The sequence below is a fragment of the Bacillus sp. RZ2MS9 genome (assembly GCF_001816185.2).
Lineage (GTDB): Bacteria > Bacillota > Bacilli > Bacillales > Bacillaceae_G > Bacillus_A > Bacillus_A cereus.
Window position 1 is genome coordinate 1,955,898 of the sequence record NZ_CP049978.1, and the last position, 26,019, is coordinate 1,981,916.

Here is a 26,019-nt window from a genome sequence, read left to right on the forward strand (position 1 = left end):
TATTATTTTTCAAATACATATCATTCTTTTAAAAGACTGTAAGAGGACCATTAATTGGTCCTCTTATTTTGGTTATTAGTTGAACGACTCGGGTTGTTACTTCCTACAAATCATAGGGAAAATAAAGAAGTATTATAGAGGTAGTAAATGATGTTGAGAAATATTTGAAAAGAAGGAAAACAAAAAGAATAAAACGAATGTTACATTTACACGTATTCAAAAGTGGTCTGAAATGAAAATAATACATTTTCAGGAGGGATTACGATGAGTAGTACAGTGAATAAACAAAAAGGTATACAATTGATTCCGTTTACCGTAAATAAGGTGGTAGAACAAGTAAATGAAATTCCACCAGGTGTACAACTGATTCACGCTCCGCAAGTATGGGAAAAGAGTGTGAAGGGGCAAGATGTAGTCGTTGCCGTATTAGATACAGGGTGTGATACTAATCATATAGATTTAAAAGATCGTATTATCGGCGGAAGAAATTTCACAAAAGATTATGAAGCTGATCCAAATGTGTATCTTGATAATAACGGACATGGTACTCATGTTGCGGGAACGATTGCCGCGACTGAAAATGGTGTCGGTGTATTAGGAGTTGCACCACTTGCTAAAATGTTAGTATTAAAAGTTTTAGCGGGAGATGGTTCTGGAAGTTATGAGCAAATTATTGAGGCAATTCATTATGCTGTAAATTGGAGAGGGCCGAATCAAGAGAAAGTGAGAATTATTTCAATGTCACTTGGTGGTCCGCAAGATGTTCCAGAATTACATGAAGCAATTCAAAATGCGGTAAAGCAGGATGTTCTCGTTGTATGTGCTGCTGGAAATAATGGAGATTGCGATGATGAAACAGAGGAACTAGACTTTCCGGGTGCGTACTCCGAGGTAATTGAAGTTGGTGCCGTTAATTTAGAGCGGAAGATTGCATGTTTTAGTAATTCAAATCAAGAAATTGATCTAGTAGCGCCAGGTGATGAAATATTATCTACGTATCCAGAAGGAAAATATGCTGTGTTAAGTGGAACTTCCATGGCGACGCCGCATGTTGCTGGAGCGCTCGCCTTGCTCATTAAACAGTGTGAGAAAGAATACGGTCGAAAGTTATCGGAGCCGGAAATATATGCACAACTCATTAAAAGAACTGTACCTTTAGGGTACGAACGTACATCTGAAGGGAATGGATTAATAGATTTATTAAAAGAATAGCCATATAAAAAAACATCTCATATTCATATGAGATGTTTTTTTATATGGCTCTGTCGCATGTAATACTTCCCTATTTAAAGAGTCTTATTGTTGTTGAATACTTTTTCTTTGTTTTATTTTTTGTGACAGGAATTTTGTTTGTATTAATGATGAGGCACTTACAAAACATGTCTAGTGTAGCAAGAGGAACAGGAGCCGCGCTTGCAAATGCTTCTATGTATATTGGTCAAATGATTGGTGCGGCAATAGCTGGAATGTTATTTGCGACATCTCACAATTTTATACTTATAGGTAGTTTTACTGCGTTACTATATATAGGAGCTTTATTTTTGTTTAGAAAAAGTGAAAAACTTACTGAAAATAGTGAAACAGGAATTGTATCATAAAGCTTGTATAAATATTTCGCAAATCAGAATTAATAAGAGTGTGAATACATGAATGTGCTTTTAATTAAAGTGGTTACTAAAAGTATAGAGATAGTAGAAGAAATGTATTGTAACAAAGTTATGAGGAATCAAAAAATAAAAATCCCTATAAAGATAGGGATTTATATATCGGCATATAGTTCCTTGGAAAAGGATATACTTAGTTTAGCATATCGGACTACTTATATTTGTGAAATAGATGTGAAAGTAATGTGAAAAGTATTGTAATAAAAAGCACTGTTTTAGCTAATGTAGCTAAAACAGTGCTTTTCTCTTTGATTGAACAGTTGCAGCATTTTCATCATGTATACCTGCATCTTTTATAATTCGTTGTTTTGCTTTATTTAATAGATGGTTTACTGCTTCGCCAAAATAGTTAGCTTCGCTTTTTGTGCGGGCTTCTCGTAAACATTTATAGTTTTCTAGCAGTTCCTCTTTTTCGGAGTTTGTTAAGAAATCTTCTATTTTCTTTTTTGTCATACGAAACACCCTTTCTCCTGACAAACGACGCAATAGAAAATATTTATTTCTCATTATAACAATAATTTTAAAAGAAAGTATACACTAACGTCGCAATAATTTGTCAATTTCTTGAATCTTCTCATCAGCTTTCCCAATTTGCGTATTTTTAGCCTGTTCGCCACCAAGAGCTTGATGTAGTAAAAAAGTTTGACCGGAAATAGCAGTTACAATGGATACTTTTATAATTTCTTTTATTGAGGTGACATCGAATAAAACGAGCCCAAGAAGTGCGGCTAGGCTACCAGTAAAAATATCAGTTAAAAATCCAAAATGAAAAAATGTTTTCAAACGGCGTGGAAGCAATAACTTACCTTGGTTATTGATTAGATGGGAAACGAAGCCGGTAATGCCACCAACGAGAACAGCGGTTAGCCATTGATACATTTCCATCGAATCCACTCCTTTTAGTGAATAAGATTCGATTATTTTATATTGATTCCTTTTAATATTTCATATAAGCATATTGAGAAAGTTTGTTTGGGTATATTTTTATTCAAATTAATTATAACAGAAAATTTAGATAGATTTCAGTCTATTATATGAATCATTTTTACAATAATATGAATGCAGAAAGGGGTGCGTGATATGAATATAGATTATCGAATAAGAAGTGTAGATGGTTATACAAAAAAAATAGGGGAATTAGTAAGCCTGCTTGAGCATACGAGAGCTGTAACATTAGGCGAAGTAAAAAAATTATCAGTTGAGCAATTAGATTTAATTATGCAAAGCAGCGGAAATTCAATTGGCGCCTTATTAAAGCATATAGCAGCTATTGAAAAAGTTCATCAGCTTATTTCATTTCAAGATCGTGACTTTACAAAAGAAGAATTAGAAATATGGGAAGATGCACTGTATTTAGGGGAAGCGGGTAGAGCAATCCGTGGTCATGAAATAAAGTATTATGTACAACTTCTACAAAGTGTTCGAGAAGAATCTCTGAAGTATTTAAGTGAACAAGGTGATGAGTGGCTCATGTCAGAAAGAAAGTGGCCTAACGGTGTAGCATATAACCAGCACTATCTATGGTTTCATGTGCTAGAAGATGAAATTAGTCATCGAGGACAAATTAGAATGCTCAAAAACAAGTTATTTGAAAATTACGTAAAATAATGTAGCTTTTTATAGGAGAATTCCATATAATGAGAATAATTAAAATAAGAACGGGGTGATGTATTATGGCGAAAATAACTTATATGAATAATCAACCAAATACAAAGGTGGATGGAAAGGGCGATATTATATAAGGTAATTCGCAATCCTTCCACTTAGTACAAACTAGGGAGGATATTTATTTGAATCAAAATATTTTAGAATCTTTCGGCTGGGATTCATTTTTTGAAGAACAAGTTACAGAGAAAAATTATGAAGTAGGTCGTATTTTACTTGAGCATAAGCATATATATCGCATTATTTGTAATGATGGTGAATATATGGCAGAACTGTCTGGGAAGTTTCGGCATGAAGCGATTACGAAAGGCGATTATCCAGCAGTTGGTGATTGGGTGTATATAAAGAAAATAGAAGATGAAAAGAAAGCGATTATTCATCGTATTTTCCAGCGAAGAAGCTCTTTCTCAAGACAAGAGGCTGGAACAAGAACAGAAGAACAGATTATAGCAGCAAATGTAGATTATTTATTTTTAGTGAATGCACTTAATCATGATTTTAATGTTAGAAGGATGGAACGTTATTTATTATTAGCGTATGAAAGCGGCGCTATGCCAGTTATTGTTTTAACAAAGAGTAGTATATGTAATGATGTGGAAGAGAAAATTGTAGAAACGGAAGCTATAGCAATTGGTGTTCCTATTTTCGTTGTTGATAGTTTAGAGCATACAGGTATAGATTCGTTGAAACAATTCGTTTCTTCAGGGAAAACAATTGCTTTAGTTGGATCATCAGGGGTAGGAAAGTCAACTTTGTTAAATGCTCTAATAGGAATTGATGTAGCAAAAACGGGAGATATACGTGAAGAGGATAGTAGGGGGAGGCATACGACAACGCATCGAGAATTATTCCAATTGCCTAGTGGCGCTCTCGTGATTGATACGCCTGGCATGAGGGAATTGCAACTTTGGGAAGGCAGCGAAGCGATTCAAACAGCATTCTCTGATATTGAAGAACTTGCGACAACATGTCGTTTCCGTGATTGTAAGCATGAGAATGAACCAGGATGCGCGGTGTATAGTGCAATTGAAAACGGACTTATTACGATAGATCGTTTGAAAAGCTATAAAAAATTACAAAGAGAACTGGCGTATTTTATGAGGAAACAAGATGCAATCCTTGCCAGAGCAGAGCGTGATAAATGGAAGAAAATTTCTAAACAACATAAAAAAATGTAAAAACCAAAGGGGCCCCTTTGGTTTTTTCTATTTGTAAATTTTATAATAATATTATTCATATATATAGACAAAGGGAAATTAATTGTTTAAACTTTACAAAGTATTCACCATAATAGGTTATGAAAATAATAATTAAGGAATGGGAAATATTTATAATTAACTCAATTTAACTTTTAAATTTGAAAATTAGGAGGTTCATAATGGGTAAACTATTAAATTTGTTTCGTGATATGAAAGTAGCAAAAAAGCTATTAATTTCATTCTTTGTAATTTTAATTGCAGCCGTTTCTATAATCGGGGGCATGTCTTATCAAACTGCTAAAAAGAATTTTGAATCACAAATTACGAGTAGTGCTAACGATAATATAAAAATATTAGATAATTTAATCAATCAAATGATTGAAGCAAAATTTAACGATGTGAATAACTTTGCACGAGTAATTCAAGGGAATATGTATCAAGGGGATAATCAGGATGAGCTAAGAAAGACATTATCTCAGTATATCAATTTGAATATAGATGTTGAACAAGTGTATGTTGCCGGTAATGATAAGAAATTTGTACAGGAACCAAATATACAAATGGCAGCAGATTATGATCCAACAACACGACCTTGGTATAAAGATGCAGTGGCAAAACAAGGTGGTATTGTTGTTAGCGAGCCATATAAGGCAAAAGGAAATGGACATATTGTCGTAACGATTGCAAAACAAACAGAAGATAAAAATGGGGTTGTTGCGCTAGATTTAAGTTTAGACAATTTATTAAAAACAACAAAGTTAATCAATATTGGTAAAAAAGGATATGCCTTCATTTTAGATGGAAAGCAAAAAATCATTGCTCATCCACAAGAAAAATCAGGGGATAAAGCAGCTGATTCTTGGGCAAAGAAAATTTATGAAGATAATCATGGTGCTTTTACATATTCTTATGGTGGTAGTGAAAAGAATATGGTATTTGCTACAAACGTAAAAACAGGTTGGAAAATTGGTGGGACGATGTACGCAACTGAAGTAATTGAAGCTGCTCAACCTGTATTTTATAATATGTTAATTGTTATGCTTATTTCGTTAGTAGTAGGTGGAGTACTTATTTATTTTGTGACACTTTCAATTACGAAGCCTTTAAAGAGACTAGTTATCACTTCTAAAGAAATAAGTGAAGGGGATTTAACGCAAACAATTGAAATTCATTCTAATGATGAAATTGGTCAACTTGCGAAAGGTTTTAACGAGATGACAAATTCATTACGGACGTTAATTGGAAGGATTAACACTTCGGCAGGACATGTTGCAGCAGCATCAGAAGAACTAACTGCAAGTGTAAGACAAGCGAGTGAAGCAACTGAGCAAATTACAACAGCAATGGATGAAATATCAAGTGGGGCAACGACGCAAACAACAAGTGTAGAAAATGGTGCTATGTTACTGTTTGATGTAACGGAAGGAATTCAGCATGTAGCAAATAGTTCATCATCTATTAATATCGCTTCTGCTCATACTCGTGAAAAAGCAGAAGATGGTGGGAAACTAGTAGGAAGAACAGTAAACCAGATGCAGTCTATTGCAGAATCGGTTTCACAATCAGATGCTGTTATACAGTTATTAAATAATAAATCAAAACAAATTGGTGATATATTGGAAGTAATTCAAAACATTGCAGATCAAACAAATCTTCTAGCTTTAAATGCGGCAATTGAAGCGGCAAGAGCTGGTGAACATGGAAGAGGTTTTGCAATTGTTGCAGATGAAGTACGTAAATTGGCAGAGCAGTCTAGCATATCTTCCAGTGAAATTAGTAAATTAATAGGCGAAATACAAGACGATATGGGTAAGACAGTCAAATCAATGAATCATGTAAATGAAGAAGTTCAATCTGGACTTGTTATTGCAAATGAAACGAAGCAAAATTTTGCTGAAATTTTACAATCTACAAATGAAATAGCTAATCAAATTAAGACGATGGTTGAAACGGCTAATGGAATGTCAAAAGGGGCAAATGAAGTATCTATTTCAGTAGGACAAATTGCAATGACAGCACAAAATAATGCGACAAGCACACAAAATGTTGCGGCTTCAGCTGAAGAACAGCTAGCTTCGATGGAGGAAATTGGATCAGCGGCGGGTACGCTATCTCAAATGGCTGAAGAATTGCAAGTATTAATTGAGAGATTTAAAGTTTAATAGAGAACAGACTCCCCCTAGTAGCATTATGACACTAGAGGGTAGTCTGTTTTATTATGTAAAATCAAATGGAGATGTAAACTTCCTTTATGACGTTTAAAATGGTATTTTGCATAATATTTGTCGAAAAATAGAGGTGTTTGTTAGCTTTGTGTATAATTATTAACCTATAGAATACAAATAAAAGGAGAGTATTATGGGAGTGTATTGGGGGACAAAAAGACATTCTTGGCTTAGTTACGTCTCATTTTGGCTAAGTATTTCATTTTTTATTGTTTTTCTAATTGAAGTGTTTATATTAAAAACACTTTCGAATAGCTCGGTGCAAATTGTTAAATATTTTTATTTTATACTTGTACCAGTAAATATTTTTCTTAGTTTAAAGTTACTATTTAAGAAGAATGAAAAGAAAGCGTTACCTATTTTTAGTTTCATTGTCTCATTATTATTTGCAATTTTAATAATCGTATTAGTTTTAGCAGCTATAGGGAAGTTCTTTTAAGGGGAGTGGTATAAGTCACTCTCCTTTTTTATTTGTGGTAGTCTTACTATATGTAAAAGTGTGAATGCTGTGAGCTAATAAAAGCGGAGAGTAGACAATATTTGCATGGATTAAAGTCTGTCGTTATTTGAACTTGTAAGAGTGTATGGAGTAATGAGGTAATATACATAATAATGGAGATAGAATTAGTTATTTTATAAGTGTGTATGAAGCAAATGAATACGGTAAGAACGGTGATATATGGTACAATAGCTATGGATAGTGATAGAGATAAAGGGTATATAAAATACTCATCGTTTTTTAGTAAGAGAGGGGTTATCTTATGCTATACGAGGATTTGGAGACATTATTTCAAACAGCTCCGAAAGAAGATAGAGGCGGATGGAAATATATAATCCAAGAACAAAATGATACATTTAAAATTGGTGATGAAATACTGAAAAATCAAATGAGTGTCGAATTGTATTTTAATGAATACGATGAGGTGAAAATCACTTTATATAAAGATGGAATTCCCATTACGACTATGCAAAAAATTACGATTTCAAAAGTTGAATTAGACGAAGATGAAGAAGGTATTCAATTTGTTTTAGAACGCATGCCTAGTCGAATGATTCGGTTGCAGTTAAAGCCGTATTTAGCATTAGAAATGGGACCGTACTGGGAAGTATGTGATGATTGTGAATGAACATAAAAAAGCATCCAATAACATGGATGCTTTTTTATGTTTTTTGAAGTTGTTTAAACGCAATGATTGGAAGTATAACAATACTTACCCATCCGATGATAGGATATAGAATGTGAAGTAAGTCACTGTAACCGATGTAACTAAAGCAATAACTAATTAGTAAAATGAAGAAAATAATATTGTGATTTTTCCACCCAGTAATAGATTGCATCTGTTTTGTCATTCCGAACACATTACCAACTAAAGTTGTGAAAACTTCACCGAAAATAATGAGAACGAAGAAGAAGTGAAAAGTTGCATTAAATCTTCTTATGACTTCAGCCATTGGGATGTTATATTGATAAAATTGATCGACTGATAAGATTGCTAAATGGCTGCATAATAAAATTAAAGAAAGTCCAGCACCACCTAAAATCCCACCCAAAAAAATGGCTTTTCGATCCTTTACTTCACTGGCTAATGGGACGAGAACACTTTGGGCGAGAGAAAGGTTTAAGGCGACATATGTAATAGGGCTAGTAATCCATTTCATATTCCAGCTCTCTGCAGGAATAGTGTTATTAATAGGAGGTGTACCGTGAAAAAAGGTTGTAATAGCAAGTCCGATAATAAAAATCATCATAATAGGTACGACAAGTGTATTTACTTCAAAAACACCTTGTAACCCGCGGCTACTTATAATGAGACAAGCGATAACTGTAATGAGAATACCGAGTTGTCTTGGTAAGCGAAGTTGCTCTTCAAATACTGCACCAGCCCCTGATAACATAACGCTCGTTACGCCGAATAAAACGAGTAATAATAATGTGTTTACAACATTCCCAAATACATCCCCAAATAAATATTTGTTAAATTCTTGCGCTGAAAATGCCCCGATTTGTGATGAAAGTAACATCATCTTTGTGCCAAGCCAAATAAAAAAAAATCCACTTACACATATGCCAATTGTCCCGTATAATCCATTCACTGTGAAAAATTCAACAATTTCTCGTCCAGTAGCAAATCCAGCTCCAACGACAGTTCCGATATAAGTAGCAGCTACTTTCTTTGCTACTTGCCATTGTTGATTGTCCATGTTATCCCTCTTTCTACTATGATGAGCTTGATGTACTATTATGCATATGTATGAGCTTGGACAATTAGACGTATGAAGTGGTTGAAAAAATACATGAATTAAATGATATTAGGGAAGCATTAAAGGTGTTAAAACTTTGTTACATATAAGCCAATTGTTCGAAAGGAAAGGGAATGTATGGTAAAATGTAATTAAGTTATTAAAAGATAAACATTACAAAATGATAAGAGGAGTGATTGTATGAGTACGAAAACAAATGTTGTTGAAGTATTAAACAAGCAGGTAGCAAACTGGAATGTGTTATATGTTAAATTACATAATTATCACTGGTATGTGACAGGGCCACACTTCTTTACATTACATGAGAAATTTGAAGAGTTTTATAATGAAGCTGGAACGTATATTGATGAGTTAGCAGAACGTATTTTAGCTTTAGAAGGTAAACCATTAGCGACAATGAAAGAATATCTTGCAACATCTAGTGTCAGCGAAGGGACAAGCAAAGAATCTGCAGAAGAAATGGTGCAAACATTAGTGAATGATTATTCTGCACTTATTCAAGAATTAAAAGAAGGTATGGAAGTTGCGGGTGAAGCTGGCGATGAAACATCAGCTGACATGCTGTTAGCAATTCATACAACATTAGAACAACATGTATGGATGCTAAGTGCATTCTTAAAATAACGATAAAAAATATAAAAAAACCCATTGAAAAATTATTTCAATGGGTTTTTTATGATTTTTCAGTTTTCTTTTATGCTATAATATAGTAAAAAGGAGGCGATGCGATGTTTCGCTTTTTCAGAACTGGAAAAGAAGAGCGGGAAATTACGAAAGATGAATTAGAACAAGCGATGGCTCAGTTTTTAGAAACGAATGCTAATATCGTTTATACAGTATTAGTAAATGAAGATTATACAGTAAATTATGATTTGTTAAAACCGTATTTACCTGCATTTCCAACAAATGATTTTCTCATAACGAAGGAAACGCTTGAGGTATTTGAACATACAGCAGAAAATTTAAACCTAGTGAAAGAAATTGATGTCGTACAAAAGGCAGTAGATCAATACGTAACAGAAAAAGAAATGTTCCCAATTGTTGAAGGTAGCGAAGATCGCCTCATATGTGGAATGAAATTAGGACCTTACTTAAATCGTAGCTTAAAAAGAGACTTATATATTTCAGAAAAACATTATTTAGTTTCAAGTAAACCAGATAGAAAAAAACAAAAGAGTGGGTAGACGTAATGAAAACAACAATACATATATTGTTGTCTTTTTTTGTTTGTTAAAATATTGATTTTTCAGTCTATTCTTATTTATACTAAATGTATTGGACAGGGAAGAGCAACTATTAAGCATCATTTTGAGAATAAGGTATTGTTAGCGTGGGTTATACAAAGTGGTATAAAGATTCGCAAAATAAATATTATAAAAAGTTGCGGGGGAATTGGTACATGAAAAATAGTATGACTTACATTCAATTATTAAATGAAACGTTACGTTGTTATGCAAATAAAGGAAGTTTTGAAGCGTACAATTATATAATGGAAAACGCTACAGGTGTAATAGGGAATGAGGCGCAAATATATAATTTTAAGTATGCACTCGCAAGTGCATCGGGACTTGAAAAAGAAGCATTACATTTAATGAGAGAGGCCATTATAGAAAAGGGATTCTGGTATGGAAATGAGTATTTAATTTCCGATGAAGATTTAAAATCACTACATAAATTTGAAGAATTTCATACAATGGTGCAATTATGTAAAGAAAGAGAAGAATTAGCACATAAAAAGGAAAGACCAGATGTGAAATATATATACAGTAAGAAAGAGGGAAATCTACTATTTACATTGCATGGTAACCAAGAAAATATACAAATAGTAGAACCATATTGGAAATCTGTTTTGATACAAGATTATATGTTAGCTTTACCACAGTCTTCACAAATTGAGTTTTCAGATGGATTTGTTTGGGAGGACATAGAGAGAGGGAAAGAGGAATTAAAAGAGCATTACAATAAGTTTATAGAAAATCATACAGTAGAAAGTGTAATCATTGGTGGTTTTTCTGCAGGGGCGAGAGTAGCTTTATATACGATTTTACAACAAGATATAAATGTAGATGGTTTTGTTTTTATGGCACCATGGCTTCCCGAGATTGAAGAATGGGATGAGTTGCTAAGAGTGCTGAAGGATAAACATATAAAAGGATATATAGTATGCGGGGATCAAGATGAAGATTGTTTCGAATCCACGCAGCAATTTGTACAACTATTAAGAGAGAAAAATATAGAACATAAGTATAAAGTTGTGCCTGACTTAGATCATGATTATCCTATTAACTTTGAAGAGCTATTAAAAGAAGCTATTGAATATATAGGAAATGAAAACAATAAGTAGTAAGAAAAAGAGATGCATCACATGTGATGCATCTCTTTTTAGAATTATAAATTAAAAGCATTTGCTAGTAAGCGATAAGAATTTAATTTATGTTCAAATTGATGAGTAATCGTGACAATCATAAATTCGTCAGTATTGTATGCTTTGCTTAAGTTTATTATTTTTTCTTTTACAGAAGACGGATCACCAACAATCATACGTTGACGATTTTCTTTTATACGGAATAAATCATAAGCGCTGTATGAATAATTTTGAGCAGTTTCAATAGAAGGTGTACCAGTAGTTCGTTTTCCTTGCTCTAATAATAAGATTGATAGATCTAAACTAGAAGCAATTTTTTCCGCTTCTTCATTTGTTTCTCCGCATATAACAAAGATGGCAACGATTGAATTAGGCTTATCTCCTAAAAATGAAGGCTCATATTGTTCTTGGTAAGCCCTCATAACTTCAGGGCCTCCGAAGCCGTTAATAAATTGTGCAAATGCGAAAGAAGCTCCGTTGTTTGCAGCGATTTTAGCGCTCTCTCCGCTAGAACCGAGCATCCACATTTCAGGAGACGTTGGGATAACTGGAGTGGCTTTTAAGTTTGCATAGTGATGGTTTTCTGGTACTTGATCATGTAAGTACATTGCAACGTCTGCAATTTGTTCTGGATATTGATCAAGTGAGACCATTTTCCCTTCTTGAAGTGCGCGAGTTGCTATTGGCATACCACCAGGTGCTCTACCAACACCGAGATCGATGCGGTTCGGATACAATGCTTCTAGAACACGGAAATTTTCAGCAACTTTATATGGGCTATAATGCGGTAACATAACACCACCTGAACCGACTCTAATACGGTCCGTTTTTGCGGCAATATGAGAAATAAGTATTTCTGGACTTGAACCAGCTAAGCTTACGGAATTATGATGTTCGGATACCCAAAAACGTGTGAATCCGAGTTTTTCAACTTCTTGTGCAAGCGTAACTGTATGTGAAAAAGCTTGGGCTGCTGTGCTACCATCTGAAATAGGTGATTGGTCTAATACACTTAACTTGATCATAGAATATACCTCTCAATCTTAATGTACATCCTATTATATATTTACTTATGAAAAATGCGTAGTGAAATGCTCAAAATGAAAAGCGGATAATCTTATTTCCGCTTTTAACGAGAAAATCCGCGTTCATAATGATTCATTTCGACTAGATTTAAAATATATTCATAGTTGTCAATTTCACGCTTTAGTTGTTCACGTTCTTTTTCAGATAGTGTCATATTGCTAAGTTTTTTACATAAGTTTTGTTTCTTTAATTCTAAATGTTTTTTTGTAGCATCGTAGTCATAAGTATGTTTCATTTTTAACCACTCCTTCTTTGTAGTTGCTATATTATACGAAGTATAAAGAAAAGTGAGATCTGTCTCTTATGTACTTTTAGTGAATATTCAAATTGCAATGGTGTTATGTTTATGGGGATTTATGAATAAAATGCACTAAACCACTAACGTCCATTTGATGAAGTAAGGGGTGGAATTGTGCAGAAAGATATAATGTATAACACTGAAATGGATGAAGCGTTAAAAGTTATAGATAAAGGATTGAAGAAGACGATAAGCCCAAAACAGATTATTGTAGTGGGAGCTGGTATGGCTGGGTTAGTTTCAGCATCTTTATTAAAGGCTGCAGGACATGATGTGAAAATTTTTGAAGCAAATAACCGGGTAGGTGGCCGTATTGAAACAGTGAGAATGGAAGATACCGGATTATATTTAGATGTTGGAGCAATGAGAATTCCGTATTCGCATACATTAACGATGGCATATATAAGAAAATTTGGGCTACAGGTGAGTCCTTTTATTAATAGGAATGAGACGGATATTATATACGTAAATGGACGGAAAACGACGTTAAAACAATATGAAAAAGATCCAAGTATTCTAAGATATCCTGTGGAAATGAATGAAGTTGGAAAAACGTCAGAGGAATTATTATTGTTAGCGGTACAGCCCATTATAAATTTTATAAAAAAGAACCCAGAAAAAAATTGGGATATTGTTGTAAAGGATTTTGGGAGATACTCTACTGGACAATTTTTAAAGTATCATCCTTATCAGTATAATACTTACTTTTCGCCAGTAACAATTGAGATGATTGGTGTTTTATTAGATTTAGAAGGTTTTTTGGAACGGTCGTTTGTAGAGACTTTACGCTTTCTATACATTATGCAAGAGGAGAGCGGATTTTGTGAAATTGTGGGCGGGAATGATAGATTGCCAAAGTCATTTTTACCGCAATTAGAAGAGAATATTATATATAATCAAAAATTAATGAAGTTACATCAACACGATAATGGTGTGACAGCTTTCTATCGGAACGAGGAAACTTTTGAATATAGTAGTATTACAGGAGATTTAGTTATTGTTACCATTCCGTTTTCGACAATGCGTTTTGTAGAAGTAGATCCGTTTGATTCTATATCTCATGAAAAATGGAAAGCAATTCGTGAATTACATTATATGCCTGCGACGAAAATAGGAATTCAATTTAAAAGCCGATTTTGGGAAGAACAAGGACAATTAGGTGGCAGAATTATAACAGATTTGCCAATTCGTTATGCCTATTATCCAAGTTATGGAATTGGGGAGAAAGGACCGGCTATGATGTTAGGTAGCTATACATGGTCTTATGACGCGTTGTTATGGGATGGTTTATCAAAAGGGGATCGTATTTATTACGCATTACACAACTTAGCAACAATATTAGGTGGTCAAGTGTATGATGAGTTCATATCTGGAATTTCAAAAAGCTGGACATTGGATCCGTATGCGCTTGGAGGATTTGCACTTTTTCAAGCAGGTCAAGAATCTGAGCTGCAACCAGCGATTGTCAAACCAGAGGGGAGAATATTCTTCGCTGGAGATCATACAACGCTATATCACGGATGGATTCAAGGTGCGATTGAATCTGGAATTCGTGTAGCGGTGGAAGTGAATGAGTAAAAGGTTTTCAATTCAGAAAATTCTTTACTATATAACTTCAGATGGATATTATTATATATAAAAGAAATATAGGGAGTGTTTACAGTGAATCCGTTATTATTCGATTTTCCTTCTGAATTTTATACTGACAGACTTTTTATTCGAATGCCGAAACCAGGAGATGGTAAAGTTGTATATGATGCAATTCAGGCTTCAATACAAGAACTAAAACCTTGGATGGTGTTTGCACAAAAAGAGCAAACAGAGCAAGAAGTAGAAGAAAGTATTAGAAAATCACATATTCAATTTTTGCAACGTGAGGATTTAAGATTACTAGTATTTTCGAAAGAAACAGGTGAATTTATTGCTTCAGCCGGATTACATCGTATTAATTGGAATATACCTCAATTTGAAATCGGATATTGGATTGATACAAGGTTTAGCGGAAAAGGCTATATGGTAGAGGCTGCGAAAGGTATAACGGATTACGCTTTTTCTGAATTAAAAGCAAATCGTGTAGAAATTCGTTGTGATTCTTTCAATAAGAAGAGTAGAGCGATACCTGAGAAATTAGGTTTTAAGTTAGAAGGTACGTTAGAAAGTGCGAGTGTTGCGGTAGATGGAAACGGATTAAGAGATATGTGTGTATTTGCCATGACTAGAAATACATATGAAAAAGAAGAGCTGTAAGAAAACAGCTCTTCTTTTTATGCATTATGGTACAGGATGTCCATTAGAGCTTTCGAAAATTGTAAACCATTGTTGACGGTCTAAGTTAACTTTTGTAGCAAGAGCGGCAGTTTTTACGCGATCTAATTTACCAGAGCCAACGATTGGTATCATATTAGCTGGATGAGCAAGTAACCAAGCATACATAACCGTATCTATACTAGAAACACCTAGCTCAGTAGCAACTTTTTGCACAGTTTCACGTACACGTACGGCGCGTTCTGATTGACCAGTAAAGATCTCCCCACCAGCAAGAGGTGACCAAATCATTGGATTGATTCGTTTTTCTTGGCATAAATCAATTGTCCCTTTTTCAAAATGCTCAAGCTGCAATGCAGAAACTTCAATCTGGTTCGTAATAAGCGGGAAATCTAAGTACGAACTTAACATATTAAATTGTGAAGGTAAGAAGTTAGATACACCGAAGTGACGAACTTTCCCTTCTTGTTTTAATTGTGAAAATGCTTTTGCCACTTCATTTGGATCCATAAAAGGATCGGGACGATGAATAAGTAATACGTCAATATAATCTGTATGTAAATTTTTAAGTGATGCTTCTACACTTTGCATAATATGCTCTGCACTAGTATTGTAGTGAGCAACATATCGCTCTGGAAATTTCGGGGATGGGGGAGCGATTCCACACTTTGTAATAATTTGCATGTTTTCTCGTAAGGAAGGCTTTAATTGTAAAGCTTCGCCAAATAACCCTTCACACGTATATGCGCCGTAAATATCAGCGTGATCAAAAGTAGTGATTCCCATATCCATACAATCTTCAATGAAAGAAAGTAATTCTTGTTTCGTCATATTCCATTCTGCTAAACGCCAAAATCCTTGAATAATACGAGAAAATTCTAGCGTTTCAGCCATTTGAACTCGATCCATTATAAGTACCCCCTTGATGAATAATAATGTTTTGAAAAGGCTTTCTTACTACATGTTATTATATAGTTAATTAGGTGTACAGACAATAAATATGTTTTGCTATAAAAACGATTTTTTCTATCATGCCTTTCGAGAGGACTCCCATCTCTAAACGTAAATGAAGGTGGTGAGGTGAATCGAAAGGAATATTTTATTTTTGAGAAAAAAACGGAAACGTATGTTCTTTTTTTGCTATAATATCCTTAACAAGGAGGTGAATAAAATAGCAAAAGAAAATCCATCAAACTATAAAACTCTTCAAATCTGGATAAAAAAAGGGCATCGTATGTATTCTTATTTTCAAGAATGTTGTCATAACGCTAAGAATATGTACAACACCACAAACTTTTATATACGCCAGGTGTACACTGGATTAACACAAGAAAAAGAGTTGCAGCCTTTGCAAAAAGAAGTTCTGGATAATATTCATAAAAATATTGGGAAGATGAATGACACACAACGTCTTGTCTATCGGAAGAAATTGGAAAAAGAGAAAGTAAAGCCTAAAGAAGAACAGAAAGAGATTACATGTAATTTGTTTTCAGAACCTAATTTTGAAAAACCTTATGTAGATTACAACTTTCTAGATGCACTATTTAAGGCTATGATTCAAAATGATTATCGAGCTTTGCCTACGCAATGTAGCCAGTCCATCATGAAAGGTTTGTTCCAAAATTGGAAATCTTTTTTTGCTAGTTTAAAAGACTATAAAAAGAATCCAAACAAATATGATGGAATGCCTAGGATTCCAAAGTATATTCGTTCTTCTGAAAAAGAGATTCTGTATACAAACCAAGATTGCATCATTAAAAACGGTAGATTTTTAAAGTTTCCAAAGACGAAATTGCAATTAAATATTGGGAAACTAGGTTTCACTGAAGGTAAACTGAAACAAGTTCGTGTGATTCCAAAATACAATGAATATGTAGTGGAATTGGTAATTGATGTTCCTTCTGAACAACAAATGATTGAAGAGAATGCTCGTTATATGAGTATTGATTTAGGGATTGATAACCTTGCAACCATCGTAACAAACACAGGTATGAAACCTGTCCTTGTTAAGGGCAAACATGTCAAAAGCATAAATCAATATTACAACAAAATGAAGAGTCATTTTACAAGCATTCTTAGAAATGGAAAACAAACGAATGAAGGACCTTTTACTTCTAAAAGGATAGAAAAACTTCATCAAAAACGTTACTTGAAAATAAAAGACGTCTTCCATAAAGTTAGTCACCACATCGTAAAACTAGCTCAAGAAGAAGAAGTTTGTAAAATCGTTATTGGTCAAAACAAAAGTTGGAAACAAGAAACGAATATGGGAAAAAGAAATAACCAATCGTTTTGTCATATCCCGCATAATTTACTGATTCAAATGATTACATACAAAGCAAATGCTGTAGGCATTCAAGTTGTTGTAACTGAAGAATCATATACATCGAAAGCAAGTTTTCTGGATAACGACTTCATTCCAACGTATGGAGAAAATGACCAAAATACAACTTTTTCAGGAAAACGAATAAAGCGCGGTATATATCGTTCAGCAAATAAAACTTTAATTAATGCAGATGTAAATGCTGCGGCTAACATTTTACGAAAAGTAATCCCAAATGCATGGACAAATGGGATAGAGGGGTTAGGCGTGAAACAGCTCGCTAATGTGTTAACTCCCCTGACGTTAATCGTCCGTTAGGTCGAAACGTTAGAAACCCCCACTTCAAGCTTTGTTAAGTGGGGGAGTGTTCATATGCTATAATGTAGAAACATATAGCTATAAGGAGATGTACGAAATGATTCCAGTAACAATATTAACTGGTTTTCTTGGATCTGGGAAAACGACATTATTAAATCGTATTTTATCAGAAAATCACGGTAAGAAATTAGCGGTGATTGTAAATGAAATAGGGCAAATTGGCATTGATAATCAGTTGATTATGAATGTGGAAGAAGAAATTATGGAAATGACAAATGGCTGTTTATGCTGTACTGTACGTGAAGATTTACTCGTTGCTTTAAAACAGTTACTGGACGTAAAAGCGGAAGGGAAAATGGATTTTGATGGTTTAGTAATTGAAACGACTGGCCTTGCAAATCCAGGCCCGATTATTCAAACATTCTTTTTAGATCCAGTCATTCAATCTGCTTACCAAATTAACGGTGTTGTAACGGTAGTAGATAGTTATCATATACATAAACATTTTGAAAAAGGATTAGAAGCAAAAGAGCAAATTGCGTTTGCTGATGTCGTTTTAGTAAATAAATTAGATTTAATTGAAGAGAATGAGAAAGAAAATCTCTTGCATGAAATTCAAGGAATTAACCCGACTGCAAAGTTAATTGAGGCGACTAACTGTGAGGTAGATATACCATCTTTATTACAAATCCAAACGTTTAAAACGAAAGATACGTTGCAAATTTACCCTCATAAAGAACATAACCACTTAGAAGGTGTGAAATCATTTGTATTACGTGAAGAACGTCCGCTGGATTTACAAAAGCTTAATGAGTGGATGTCAGCTGTCGTTCAAGAGCTAGGGGAATATTTATATCGTTACAAAGGAATTTTATCGATAGATGGAGTAGATAAACGTATCGTTTTCCAAGGTGTACATACGTTATTTGCTGCTTCGTACGATAGAGAGTGGCAAGAGGGCGAAGAGCGAGTAAGTGAAGTAGTTTTTATCGGAAGAGATATTAATAAAGAGTGGTTCCAAGAACATTTCGAGGAGTGTGTGAAATAAGTCTGCGTAAATTACAGGCTTATTTTTTATGAGCATTCTATTAGATTGCAAAACAGAATTAAATAAGGGGGAGAAACTAAAAATTGATAAATGTATAATAAAAAGCCTGTTTTCACAGGCTTGTATTTTCGTCTATTAGTAACTCCATTACAACACCTACAACTGGACCTTCATCATCAATATCCCCATTTAAGCGGAAACCAAATGATTCATACAGTCCCATTGCAAGTTTGTTGTCTGGATGTAAACTTAAGTAAATTATTTTGCATTCAAATTTTTCTTGTAAGAATTGAATGAGTAAGCGAAGGAAACGTTTTGCGTATCCTTTTCCTTGATATTGTTGGTCAATCATAAAGCGATCGAGCCATACACTTTTATGTTTTACTGAATACCATCCATACATTGCGTATCCTACAAGTGTTTCTCCATCATATAAACCTACTGACGTTCCGTTTCCTTCATATAATGATTCTGCTAAAGAAAACGCGTTACTTTCAATAAATTGTTGCTGATCTTTTGCGACGTCTAAAGCAACTACTGAACGCCAATTTTTTGCTGTTACTTCACAAATGTGAAGATTCATAATTCCAACTCACCTTCTAAATTAATATAGCTTTAAAGCTAATATGGATAATTTTACTTGTTATTTTGGTCAAGTCAAGGATAAATACATAAAAAGGCAGCTGAATAACAGATTCAGCTGCCTAGAAAATATAATGGATTAGTTTGTTGCTTCTTTCAATGTATTTACGTTTTCTTCCATTAAAGTGAAGTAATCTTTATTATTTTTTGCATCATCTTCAGAAATAGTAGCTAAGTGATTTAAGCGTAAAACTTTTGTACCAGTTTCTTTTTGAATTACGGATGCTACTTTTGGAGTAGAGAATGTTTCGAATAAAATATATTTTAGATTATGTTCTTTTACTGTTTTTGTAATGTCAGCAAGCTGCTTTTGAGATGGTTCATCAGAAGCTGAAATTCCAGCGATAGGAATTTGTTTTAGGCCGTATCGTTGTTCCCAGTAACCATAGGCAGCATGAGAAACTAAAATTTCTTTCGTTTTTGCGTTCGCTACAGCTGCCTTAAATCCATCGTCTAAATCAGTAAATTTAGTTTGAAGTGCTGCAAAGTTTTTTTCGAATTCTTGTTTATGTTCAGGTTGTAATTCTACAAGTGCATTTTTAATTTTTTCTGCCTGTTTCATTGCTAGAGTAGGATCTAACCAAACATGCGGGTCTTTATCGTGATGATGTTCATCTTCTTTATGGCCATCTCCATGATCATGATGCTCTTCTTCAGTAGAAGCACGAAGCTCAATACCTTTAGATGCATTTACAATTTTAACATTTTCTTTTTGTAATGTTTTTTCCATTTTTTCAGCAAATGGTTCTAATTCAGCGCCGTTATAAACAAATAAATCGGCTTTTGCAACTTGTACTGTTTGTTTTTGACTTGGTTCAAATGTATGTGAATCTGCACCAGGTGGGTAAATCGCTTCAACATTTACATAGTCGCCACCGATTTTCTTTGCGAAATCAGCAAGTGGGAAAATCGTTGTATAAACTGTTAGCTTTCCATCTTTCTTGGCATTACTTTCTTTTTTATTTGAGCAGCCAGCGAAAATTAAGGTAAAAATAAGTAAGAATGAAAATATAGTCAATCTTTTAGGCATGAAGTTCTCCTCTTTTCTTTTTTACGGATATATTTTCCCCAATTATAGAAGAAAAATATCATTTTAATACAAAACGGAATAATTACGTTTTAGTTTGCGAACTTAGTATAATACATCTTTAATAAAGTTGCAATAAATAATAATCATTCCGATTTGTTTTTGTTATAAAGTTGTCAAATATAGGTGTATTATTTTTGCAAATGCATGCATATGTGACAACGCTGTTTTCATATATTGAAAAGGAGGTAAAGAGGGGGATGAGCGCTTGGGTTACTTAATGGAAGCTATTTTATTAATATTAGCGGTAGTATTGCCATTATCTTTCGTATTAATTTTTTTAAGAAGATTAATAAGTAATTTAGGGGACGCTACAACAATAACGAAATTACAAGAGAGAGATGAGAAAAAAGAGTGAGTAAAGCACTATGCGTACGCATAGTGTTTTACTTGTGGTAAAATAAGAGCAGGAAACTCCTAAAGGTTGTATTTTACTGAAGGAGAGAAAAGTAAAATAAGAGGTATATGCATATATGAATAAGCGAACAGCGTTAATACTTGGTGCAAGTGGTTTAGTTGGACAAGAGATAACGCGTCTATTACTTGAATCAGATTATTACGATTCGGTTACTATTTTTGTAAGAGAGCCAATGCAATTGCAACATGAGAAGTTACAGCAGAAACAAGTTGATTTTTCGGTATTAGAGGAATATAAAGAGTTCTTTGCTGTGGATGATGTTTTTAGTTGCTTAGGAACAACAATAAAAAAAGCAAAAACAAAAGCAAATTTTAAAAAAGTAGATTATGAATATACGTTACGGGCTGCGTGTTTAGCTGAAAAACAAGGGGTACAAAATTTCCTTGTCGTGTCTTCTATGGGAGCGAATCCTAAATCATTCTTCTTTTATTCACAAGTGAAAGGAAAAATGGAAGAAGAATTGCAAAAGTTAGTGATTGGTGGTATTCACATTTTTAGACCATCATTATTAGTAGGAAATCGACAAGAATTTCGTTTCGGCGAACGAATGGCTGAAAAGTTATCTCGTATTATTCCGTTTATCTTTAAAGGAGCTTTCAAAAAATATAAACCAATTTCAGCTAAAGATGTGGCGAAAGGGATGTATATAACCGCGCTGCGAGAAGAATCGGGTATCCATACTTATAATTCAAATGAAATTACAACGATAGAATAAATAAAACCGAGAAGAATGACTTCTCGGTTTTATTTATTCGTATGAATTTTTCCTGGTGCTCGCTTATATTGGTGAGGTTCTTGCAATTCAAAGCCAAGTTCATTGGCCGCTATTCTCGGAAAATACGGATTGCGAAGTAATTCACGTCCGATGAAAATTAAATCTGCTTCGTTATTATTTAAAATTTGCTCTGCTTGTACTCCGGTCGTAATCAATCCAACTGCACCAGTTGCAATGTTAGCATGCTCTTTAATATGTTTGGTATATTGTACTTGATAACCGGGATACACATCAATATGTGCTGGTACAACTGCGCCAGAACTACAATCGATTAAATCTATTCCCTGTTCTTTCATCCACTTTGTATACTGAACATAATCTTGAACTGTTAACCCGTCAGGATGATAATCATTTGCTGAAATACGGACAAATAACGGCCCGTCCCAAACTTCATTTATCGAGTCAATGATTTCGCGTAAGAAACGATAGCGGTTTTCAGGTGAACCACCATATTCATCAGTCCGCTTATTGGAAAGCGGAGAAAGAAATTCATTAATAAGATAACCGTGAGCACCGTGTATTTCAATAACATCAAATCCAGCTTGTTTTGATCGTACAGCAGCTTGCTGAAAAGCTAATACAGTATCTTTAATTTGGTGTTTGCTCATTTCTATTGGCATTTTCATTGTTTCATTAAATGGAATGGCTGAAGGAGCTAACGCATCTGTTTCTAATTCTGCTTTTCTTCCGGCGTGAGCGAGTTGAATGGCAGCTTTTGCACCATTATCATGTATAAAAGTAGTCGTTTTATGTAAGCCTTCAATTAGGTTGTCATCCCAAATGCCTAAGTCTTTATTTGAAATTCGACCTTCAGGTAACACGGCTGTTGCTTCAATCATAACTAAACCAACTTGACCGGCAGCTCTTGTTCCATAATGAATGAGATGGAAATTCGTTACTTGGCCATTCCCGTTTTCCGATGAATACATGCACATAGGTGACATAACAATCCGGTTTTTTAATGTAACGTCCTTAATTGTATAAGGTGAAAAAAGTTCGGAATTCATCCAATAGCCTCCTAGATTGAATTTTCTTACATTGTATCATTCTCTTTTTTGTTTCTCTAATAAAACGCTTATACGAAAAATTTTGTATATTCGTGTTACAATGACTAATATGAACTGAATTGGAGGATGGCATATGTACCAGGCTTATTATGAAAGCGAAGTAGGTTTGCTTGAAATTACAGCGAATCAAGAAGGAATTACGTCTGTTATATTTGTTGATGAACGACAAGAAGAAAATAAAAATGAAATGATAGAACAATGTATAAATGAGTTAGATGAATATTTTAAAGGGGAAAGAAAAGAGTTTACGGTCCCGCTGTCTGCGGAGGGAACAGCATTTCAAAAAAATGTATGGGATGCACTTTATACTATTCCGTACGGCGTAAGTGCTTCATATTTAGATATTGCAGAGAAAGTTGGAAATACAAAAGCTGTACGGGCAATAGGAGGGGCAAATAGTCGGAATCCAATTTCAATAATTGTTCCATGTCACCGTGTAATAGGGAAGAGTGGAAAGCTTGTTGGATATGCTGGTGGTTTATGGAGGAAAGAGTGGTTATTAAAACACGAAGGTATTTTGAAATGACGTATGGATGGGAAGAGGGATTGTTTTGAAATGTATAAATTGTGGGCAACCTTGCGAGGAGGAACAGTTAAATTGTGCAAGTTGTCAGCGAAACTTGGATAATGAACAAGATGAAGGTAGCTCGTTAATAGATAAAGAACTAGAAGTATATGTAGGGAGACAATATCCGTATTACAAAAGGAAATGGGAGCTTGAGAATAAGCGGATTGCTAGGTGGAGCTGGAATGGTTGGGCTGCTATTTTCAATATAGGCTGGCTAGGATATCGTATGTATTATGTACCAGCTGCTTTATTTATGTTGTTATTAGTAGCGTGTGATGCATTTTCGTATTATATGGGATTTAATGTAGCGTTGCCAATCATTAATATGGTGCCTCTTACGTTTTTATTACTCATTTTTATTCTGTTTGGAATGGGGATTTTTGCAAATGGATTGTACTATCAATTTGCGGAAAGACGTATATACCGAATAAAAGCAAGAGAAATAAAAGATAAATCAGTTGAAAACTATCTAATCAATGATAGCGGCGGAACGAGCAAAATGGGAGCGACAATTGTTACTATTTTAGCAGTTGCTAGCATATTTTTTAGTCATTTCTTTTTTCCGACTGATCGAGACGTTATTCAAAAGGTTCGTACAAGCTCGCTTTATGAATATCCTTTCTTTTCAATAGGTGAATCTTTCGAAAATTATTTTCAAAATTCAGGTTGGATATATTATCGTGGAACGGAAGGGTTAGAATTAGTAGAATTCCAAGGATATAACACCGGAACGCCAAGACAAAAGGTGAAGATTCAATTTGTTGTCGATTATAAATTAGGTGAAGTGGAACCATACTCATTTATGGTTAATGGTGAATCTAAAACTGAAGAAGAGTTTTTGAAGCTAATGGAAGAAATATTTAAAGTTCAAAATCCATTTGATATAGAGGATGGATTACAAGTAAATGCTATTCAAGAAAGCGGCTGGAAAGAAATTTCCGATCGCTTTTTTCTATGTTTGTTAAAATAAATATTTAAAATAATCAGAATTTTTTGTATAATAAAATATATTATATAGGATTTAACTTATACATATAGATTGGGGGAAGGAAGAATGAAGAGAAAGACAACAACAATTGCTGCACTTGCGTTAACGACGAGTGTATTGGTTGCAGGGTGTGGGAATGGTGAGAAGGCTTCGACAACGAAGAAAGAATCGAATAAGGGAATGGCCGATAAACAAGTTTTAAATTTGCTAGAAACAGCTGAAATTCCTTCAATGGATACATCTAAATCAACGGATTCTGTATCTTTCCGTGTATTTGTAAATGCAATGGAAGGTTTATATCGTCTAGATAAAGATAATAAACCAACACCAGGTATGGCAAAAGATGTGAAGATTAGTGAAGATAAAAAGACATATACATTTGAATTACGTGATGCGAAATGGTCAAATGGTGATCCAGTTCGAGCACAAGATTTTGTATATGCATGGCAACGTACATTAGATAAAGCAACAGCGGCAGAATATGCATTCATTTTATTTGATGTGAAAAATGCACAGAAAGTAAATAAAGGAGAATTACCATTAGATCAACTGGGTGTTAAAGCGAAGGATGATAAAACGTTGGTAGTAGAATTAGAGCAACCAGCACCTTATTTTCTTGAGCTTACGTCGTTCCCTACATTTTTCCCATTAAATGAAAAATATGTGAAAGAGCAAGGAGATAAATACGGATTAGAAGCAGATAAATTAGTATATAATGGACCATTTACAATGAGTCAATGGAAACATGAACAAAATTATCAGTTAAAGAAAAATCCTAATTATTGGGATAAAGATACTGTAAAGTTAGACGAAATTAATGTAAGTATTGTGAAGGAAACAAGCACGGGAGTAAATTTATATGATAGTGATCAAGCAGATCGAGTTATTTTAACTTCTGAATTTGTTGATAAATATAAAAAGAATAAACCAGATGAATTTAAAACGAAGTTAGACCCGCGCATATATTTCTTACGTTTTAACCAAAAAAATGCAACATTTAAAAACCAAAAAGTACGTGAAGCGATTGATTTAGCATACGATAAAAAAGGAATTGCTGATGTCATTTTAAATGACGGTTCATTGCCAGCATATTTCTTAGTACCTGAAAAATTCACGACAGGTCCGGATGGAAAAGATTTCCGCTCTGTAAATAAAAACTTCCGTGATAGTAAAGATAACGCAGAGAAAGCAAAAAAATTATGGGAAGAAGCGAAGAAAGAGCTTGGTCAAGATACAATTACGGTTGAATTACTAAACGATGATAACGGTAGCCGTAAAAAAGTAGGCGACTTTATTAAGGAAGAACTAGAGAAAAACTTGCCTGGTATTAAAGTGAATTTGAAACAGCAACCATACAAGCAGAAGCTAGATTTAGAAAAGAAATTCCAATATGAATTCTCATTATCTGCATGGAGCCCTGATTATCCGGATCCAATGACTTATATTGATATGTTTGTTACTGGAAGCTCATTTAATGAAATGGATTATTCTAATCCGAAGTATGATGATTTAGTAGCGAAATCAAAAGGAGAGCTATTAAAAGATGATAAAGCACGCTGGAATGCACTTGCGGAAGCTGAAAAAATCTTAATTGGTCAAGACGCAGCAATTTCTCCTACGTACCAACAAAGTACAGCTTATTTAGAGAAGCCATTTGTAAAAGGCATTGCTAACCATACGTTTGGCGGGGACTTCAGTTATAAATGGGCATATATTACAAAAAAATAGTATAATAAAAGATGAGTGAATTTTCGCT

General features: G+C 34.1%; 28 protein-coding genes and 1 pseudogene. 20 read left to right on the forward strand and 9 right to left on the reverse strand.

The genetic code is table 11. The features are described from left to right. Nucleotides 1-264: 264 nt before the first annotated feature. The 3 genes and pseudogenes from BHV55_RS10080 to BHV55_RS27735 all read left to right on the forward strand — a co-directional run bounded on the left by BHV55_RS10080 (nt 265) and on the right by BHV55_RS27735 (nt 1,853). Nucleotides 265-1,212 carry a serine protease gene (locus BHV55_RS10080; protein ID WP_000099756.1) on the forward strand — a complete coding sequence of 316 codons (948 nt, stop codon included), beginning with the start codon at nt 265-267 and terminating at the stop codon, nt 1,210-1,212. A 56-nt stretch (nt 1,213-1,268) separates the two neighbouring features. Continuing rightward, a pseudogene (locus BHV55_RS10085) lies at nt 1,269-1,598 on the forward strand (MFS transporter permease); the annotation flags it as partial. Nucleotides 1,599-1,646: 48 nt separating this feature from the next. After that, complete coding sequence (locus tag BHV55_RS27735) at nt 1,647-1,853, forward strand: hypothetical protein (protein WP_001101741.1); 207 nt, start codon at nt 1,647-1,649, stop codon at nt 1,851-1,853. Between the two features lie 39 nt (nt 1,854-1,892). On the opposite strand, the gene BHV55_RS10095 is transcribed toward BHV55_RS27735, so the two are convergent. Together BHV55_RS10095 and BHV55_RS10100 are read right to left on the reverse strand one after the other, a co-directional pair. After that, a complete protein-coding gene (locus BHV55_RS10095; RefSeq protein WP_000162602.1) occupies nt 1,893-2,117 on the reverse strand; it encodes a hypothetical protein in 225 nt (74 codons plus the stop codon). A gap of 84 nt (nt 2,118-2,201) precedes the next feature. Continuing rightward, a complete protein-coding gene (locus tag BHV55_RS10100) occupies nt 2,202-2,549 on the reverse strand; it encodes a DUF4257 domain-containing protein (RefSeq protein WP_070757522.1) in 348 nt (115 codons plus the stop codon). Nucleotides 2,550-2,744: 195 nt separating this feature from the next. Between BHV55_RS10100 and BHV55_RS10105 the strand changes: the two genes are divergently transcribed. The 5 genes from BHV55_RS10105 to BHV55_RS10125 all read left to right on the forward strand — a co-directional run bounded on the left by BHV55_RS10105 (nt 2,745) and on the right by BHV55_RS10125 (nt 7,880). Then, a complete protein-coding gene (locus BHV55_RS10105) occupies nt 2,745-3,272 on the forward strand; it encodes a DinB family protein (protein WP_070757520.1) in 528 nt (175 codons plus the stop codon). 182 nt (nt 3,273-3,454) lie between these two features. Then, the gene (gene rsgA, locus BHV55_RS10110; protein ID WP_001073075.1) at nt 3,455-4,507 is read left to right on the forward strand and encodes a ribosome small subunit-dependent GTPase A; all 1,053 of its coding nucleotides are present in this window, start codon (nt 3,455-3,457) and stop codon (nt 4,505-4,507) included. Nucleotides 4,508-4,707: 200 nt separating this feature from the next. Beyond that, nucleotides 4,708-6,690, forward strand: a complete 1,983-nt coding sequence (locus BHV55_RS10115; RefSeq protein ID WP_000517294.1) for a methyl-accepting chemotaxis protein — start codon at nt 4,708-4,710, stop codon at nt 6,688-6,690. A gap of 196 nt (nt 6,691-6,886) precedes the next feature. After that, nucleotides 6,887-7,192 (forward strand): hypothetical protein, encoded by a 306-nt coding sequence (locus BHV55_RS10120; RefSeq protein WP_000539571.1) that lies wholly within the window; start codon nt 6,887-6,889, stop codon nt 7,190-7,192. A 322-nt stretch (nt 7,193-7,514) separates the two neighbouring features. Then, entirely contained in the window at nt 7,515-7,880 is a 366-nt protein-coding gene (locus BHV55_RS10125) for a DUF3979 family protein (protein ID WP_000965059.1), read from the forward strand. Between the two features lie 34 nt (nt 7,881-7,914). On the opposite strand, the gene BHV55_RS10130 is transcribed toward BHV55_RS10125, so the two are convergent. Beyond that, nucleotides 7,915-8,955, reverse strand: coding sequence for a YkvI family membrane protein (locus BHV55_RS10130; protein WP_070757518.1), 1,041 nt, complete (start codon nt 8,953-8,955; stop codon nt 7,915-7,917). Nucleotides 8,956-9,195: 240 nt separating this feature from the next. Here BHV55_RS10130 and BHV55_RS10135 point away from each other — a divergent pair, with 240 nt between their 5' ends. The 3 genes from BHV55_RS10135 (at nt 9,196) to BHV55_RS10145 (ending at nt 11,359) form a co-directional block, all read left to right on the forward strand. Beyond that, nucleotides 9,196-9,639: a Dps family protein gene (locus BHV55_RS10135; protein ID WP_000105199.1), complete on the forward strand. Its 444-nt coding sequence runs from the start codon at nt 9,196-9,198 to the stop codon at nt 9,637-9,639. A 104-nt stretch (nt 9,640-9,743) separates the two neighbouring features. Continuing rightward, the gene (locus BHV55_RS10140) at nt 9,744-10,199 is read left to right on the forward strand and encodes a DUF3939 domain-containing protein (protein ID WP_000488209.1); all 456 of its coding nucleotides are present in this window, start codon (nt 9,744-9,746) and stop codon (nt 10,197-10,199) included. Between the two features lie 215 nt (nt 10,200-10,414). Then, nucleotides 10,415-11,359 (forward strand): alpha/beta hydrolase, encoded by a 945-nt coding sequence (locus BHV55_RS10145; protein ID WP_070757516.1) that lies wholly within the window; start codon nt 10,415-10,417, stop codon nt 11,357-11,359. Nucleotides 11,360-11,403: 44 nt separating this feature from the next. On the opposite strand, the gene BHV55_RS10150 is transcribed toward BHV55_RS10145, so the two are convergent. Together BHV55_RS10150 and BHV55_RS10155 are read right to left on the reverse strand one after the other, a co-directional pair. Next, on the reverse strand, nt 11,404-12,405 hold the full coding sequence (locus BHV55_RS10150) for an LLM class flavin-dependent oxidoreductase (RefSeq protein WP_000594042.1): 1,002 nt from the start codon (nt 12,403-12,405) through the stop codon (nt 11,404-11,406). 104 nt (nt 12,406-12,509) lie between these two features. Beyond that, a complete protein-coding gene (locus tag BHV55_RS10155) occupies nt 12,510-12,701 on the reverse strand; it encodes a DUF3896 family protein (protein WP_000683359.1) in 192 nt (63 codons plus the stop codon). A 177-nt stretch (nt 12,702-12,878) separates the two neighbouring features. Between BHV55_RS10155 and BHV55_RS10160 the strand changes: the two genes are divergently transcribed. Together BHV55_RS10160 and BHV55_RS10165 are read left to right on the forward strand one after the other, a co-directional pair. Continuing rightward, entirely contained in the window at nt 12,879-14,342 is a 1,464-nt protein-coding gene (locus tag BHV55_RS10160; RefSeq protein WP_048568920.1) for a flavin monoamine oxidase family protein, read from the forward strand. Nucleotides 14,343-14,426: 84 nt separating this feature from the next. Then, complete coding sequence (locus BHV55_RS10165) at nt 14,427-15,011, forward strand: GNAT family N-acetyltransferase (RefSeq protein ID WP_070757514.1); 585 nt, start codon at nt 14,427-14,429, stop codon at nt 15,009-15,011. A 24-nt stretch (nt 15,012-15,035) separates the two neighbouring features. Here BHV55_RS10165 and BHV55_RS10170 read toward each other — a convergent pair whose 3' ends face one another. After that, nucleotides 15,036-15,938, reverse strand: coding sequence for an aldo/keto reductase (locus tag BHV55_RS10170; RefSeq protein ID WP_000376357.1), 903 nt, complete (start codon nt 15,936-15,938; stop codon nt 15,036-15,038). A gap of 262 nt (nt 15,939-16,200) precedes the next feature. Here BHV55_RS10170 and BHV55_RS10175 point away from each other — a divergent pair, with 262 nt between their 5' ends. Together BHV55_RS10175 and BHV55_RS10180 are read left to right on the forward strand one after the other, a co-directional pair. Beyond that, nucleotides 16,201-17,670 (forward strand): RNA-guided endonuclease InsQ/TnpB family protein, encoded by a 1,470-nt coding sequence (locus tag BHV55_RS10175; RefSeq protein WP_001040871.1) that lies wholly within the window; start codon nt 16,201-16,203, stop codon nt 17,668-17,670. A gap of 97 nt (nt 17,671-17,767) precedes the next feature. Beyond that, nucleotides 17,768-18,718 (forward strand): CobW family GTP-binding protein, encoded by a 951-nt coding sequence (locus BHV55_RS10180; RefSeq protein ID WP_000613422.1) that lies wholly within the window; start codon nt 17,768-17,770, stop codon nt 18,716-18,718. Between the two features lie 112 nt (nt 18,719-18,830). Here the strand turns inward: BHV55_RS10180 and BHV55_RS10185 are convergent, their stop codons facing one another. Both BHV55_RS10185 and BHV55_RS10190 read right to left on the reverse strand, forming a co-directional pair. Further along, complete coding sequence (locus BHV55_RS10185; protein ID WP_001048677.1) at nt 18,831-19,301, reverse strand: GNAT family N-acetyltransferase; 471 nt, start codon at nt 19,299-19,301, stop codon at nt 18,831-18,833. Nucleotides 19,302-19,439: 138 nt separating this feature from the next. Then, on the reverse strand, nt 19,440-20,390 hold the full coding sequence (locus BHV55_RS10190; protein WP_001126151.1) for a metal ABC transporter substrate-binding protein: 951 nt from the start codon (nt 20,388-20,390) through the stop codon (nt 19,440-19,442). Between the two features lie 265 nt (nt 20,391-20,655). Between BHV55_RS10190 and BHV55_RS10195 the strand changes: the two genes are divergently transcribed. Both BHV55_RS10195 and BHV55_RS10200 read left to right on the forward strand, forming a co-directional pair. Then, entirely contained in the window at nt 20,656-20,805 is a 150-nt protein-coding gene (locus tag BHV55_RS10195; RefSeq protein WP_000540932.1) for a hypothetical protein, read from the forward strand. Between the two features lie 115 nt (nt 20,806-20,920). Continuing rightward, nucleotides 20,921-21,580 (forward strand): oxidoreductase, encoded by a 660-nt coding sequence (locus BHV55_RS10200; RefSeq protein WP_001042736.1) that lies wholly within the window; start codon nt 20,921-20,923, stop codon nt 21,578-21,580. A gap of 29 nt (nt 21,581-21,609) precedes the next feature. Here the strand turns inward: BHV55_RS10200 and namA are convergent, their stop codons facing one another. Beyond that, complete coding sequence (namA, locus tag BHV55_RS10205; RefSeq protein ID WP_070757512.1) at nt 21,610-22,647, reverse strand: NADPH dehydrogenase NamA; 1,038 nt, start codon at nt 22,645-22,647, stop codon at nt 21,610-21,612. 133 nt (nt 22,648-22,780) lie between these two features. Here namA and BHV55_RS10210 point away from each other — a divergent pair, with 133 nt between their 5' ends. From BHV55_RS10210 to BHV55_RS10220, 3 genes are all read left to right on the forward strand, one after another. Continuing rightward, on the forward strand, nt 22,781-23,233 hold the full coding sequence (locus BHV55_RS10210; RefSeq protein WP_061654779.1) for a methylated-DNA--[protein]-cysteine S-methyltransferase: 453 nt from the start codon (nt 22,781-22,783) through the stop codon (nt 23,231-23,233). Nucleotides 23,234-23,240: 7 nt separating this feature from the next. Next, a complete protein-coding gene (locus tag BHV55_RS10215; RefSeq protein ID WP_083320191.1) occupies nt 23,241-24,245 on the forward strand; it encodes a DUF2628 domain-containing protein in 1,005 nt (334 codons plus the stop codon). Nucleotides 24,246-24,329: 84 nt separating this feature from the next. Then, the gene (locus BHV55_RS10220) at nt 24,330-25,991 is read left to right on the forward strand and encodes a peptide ABC transporter substrate-binding protein (RefSeq protein WP_000824281.1); all 1,662 of its coding nucleotides are present in this window, start codon (nt 24,330-24,332) and stop codon (nt 25,989-25,991) included. The last annotated feature ends 28 nt before the right edge of the window (nt 25,992-26,019 follow it).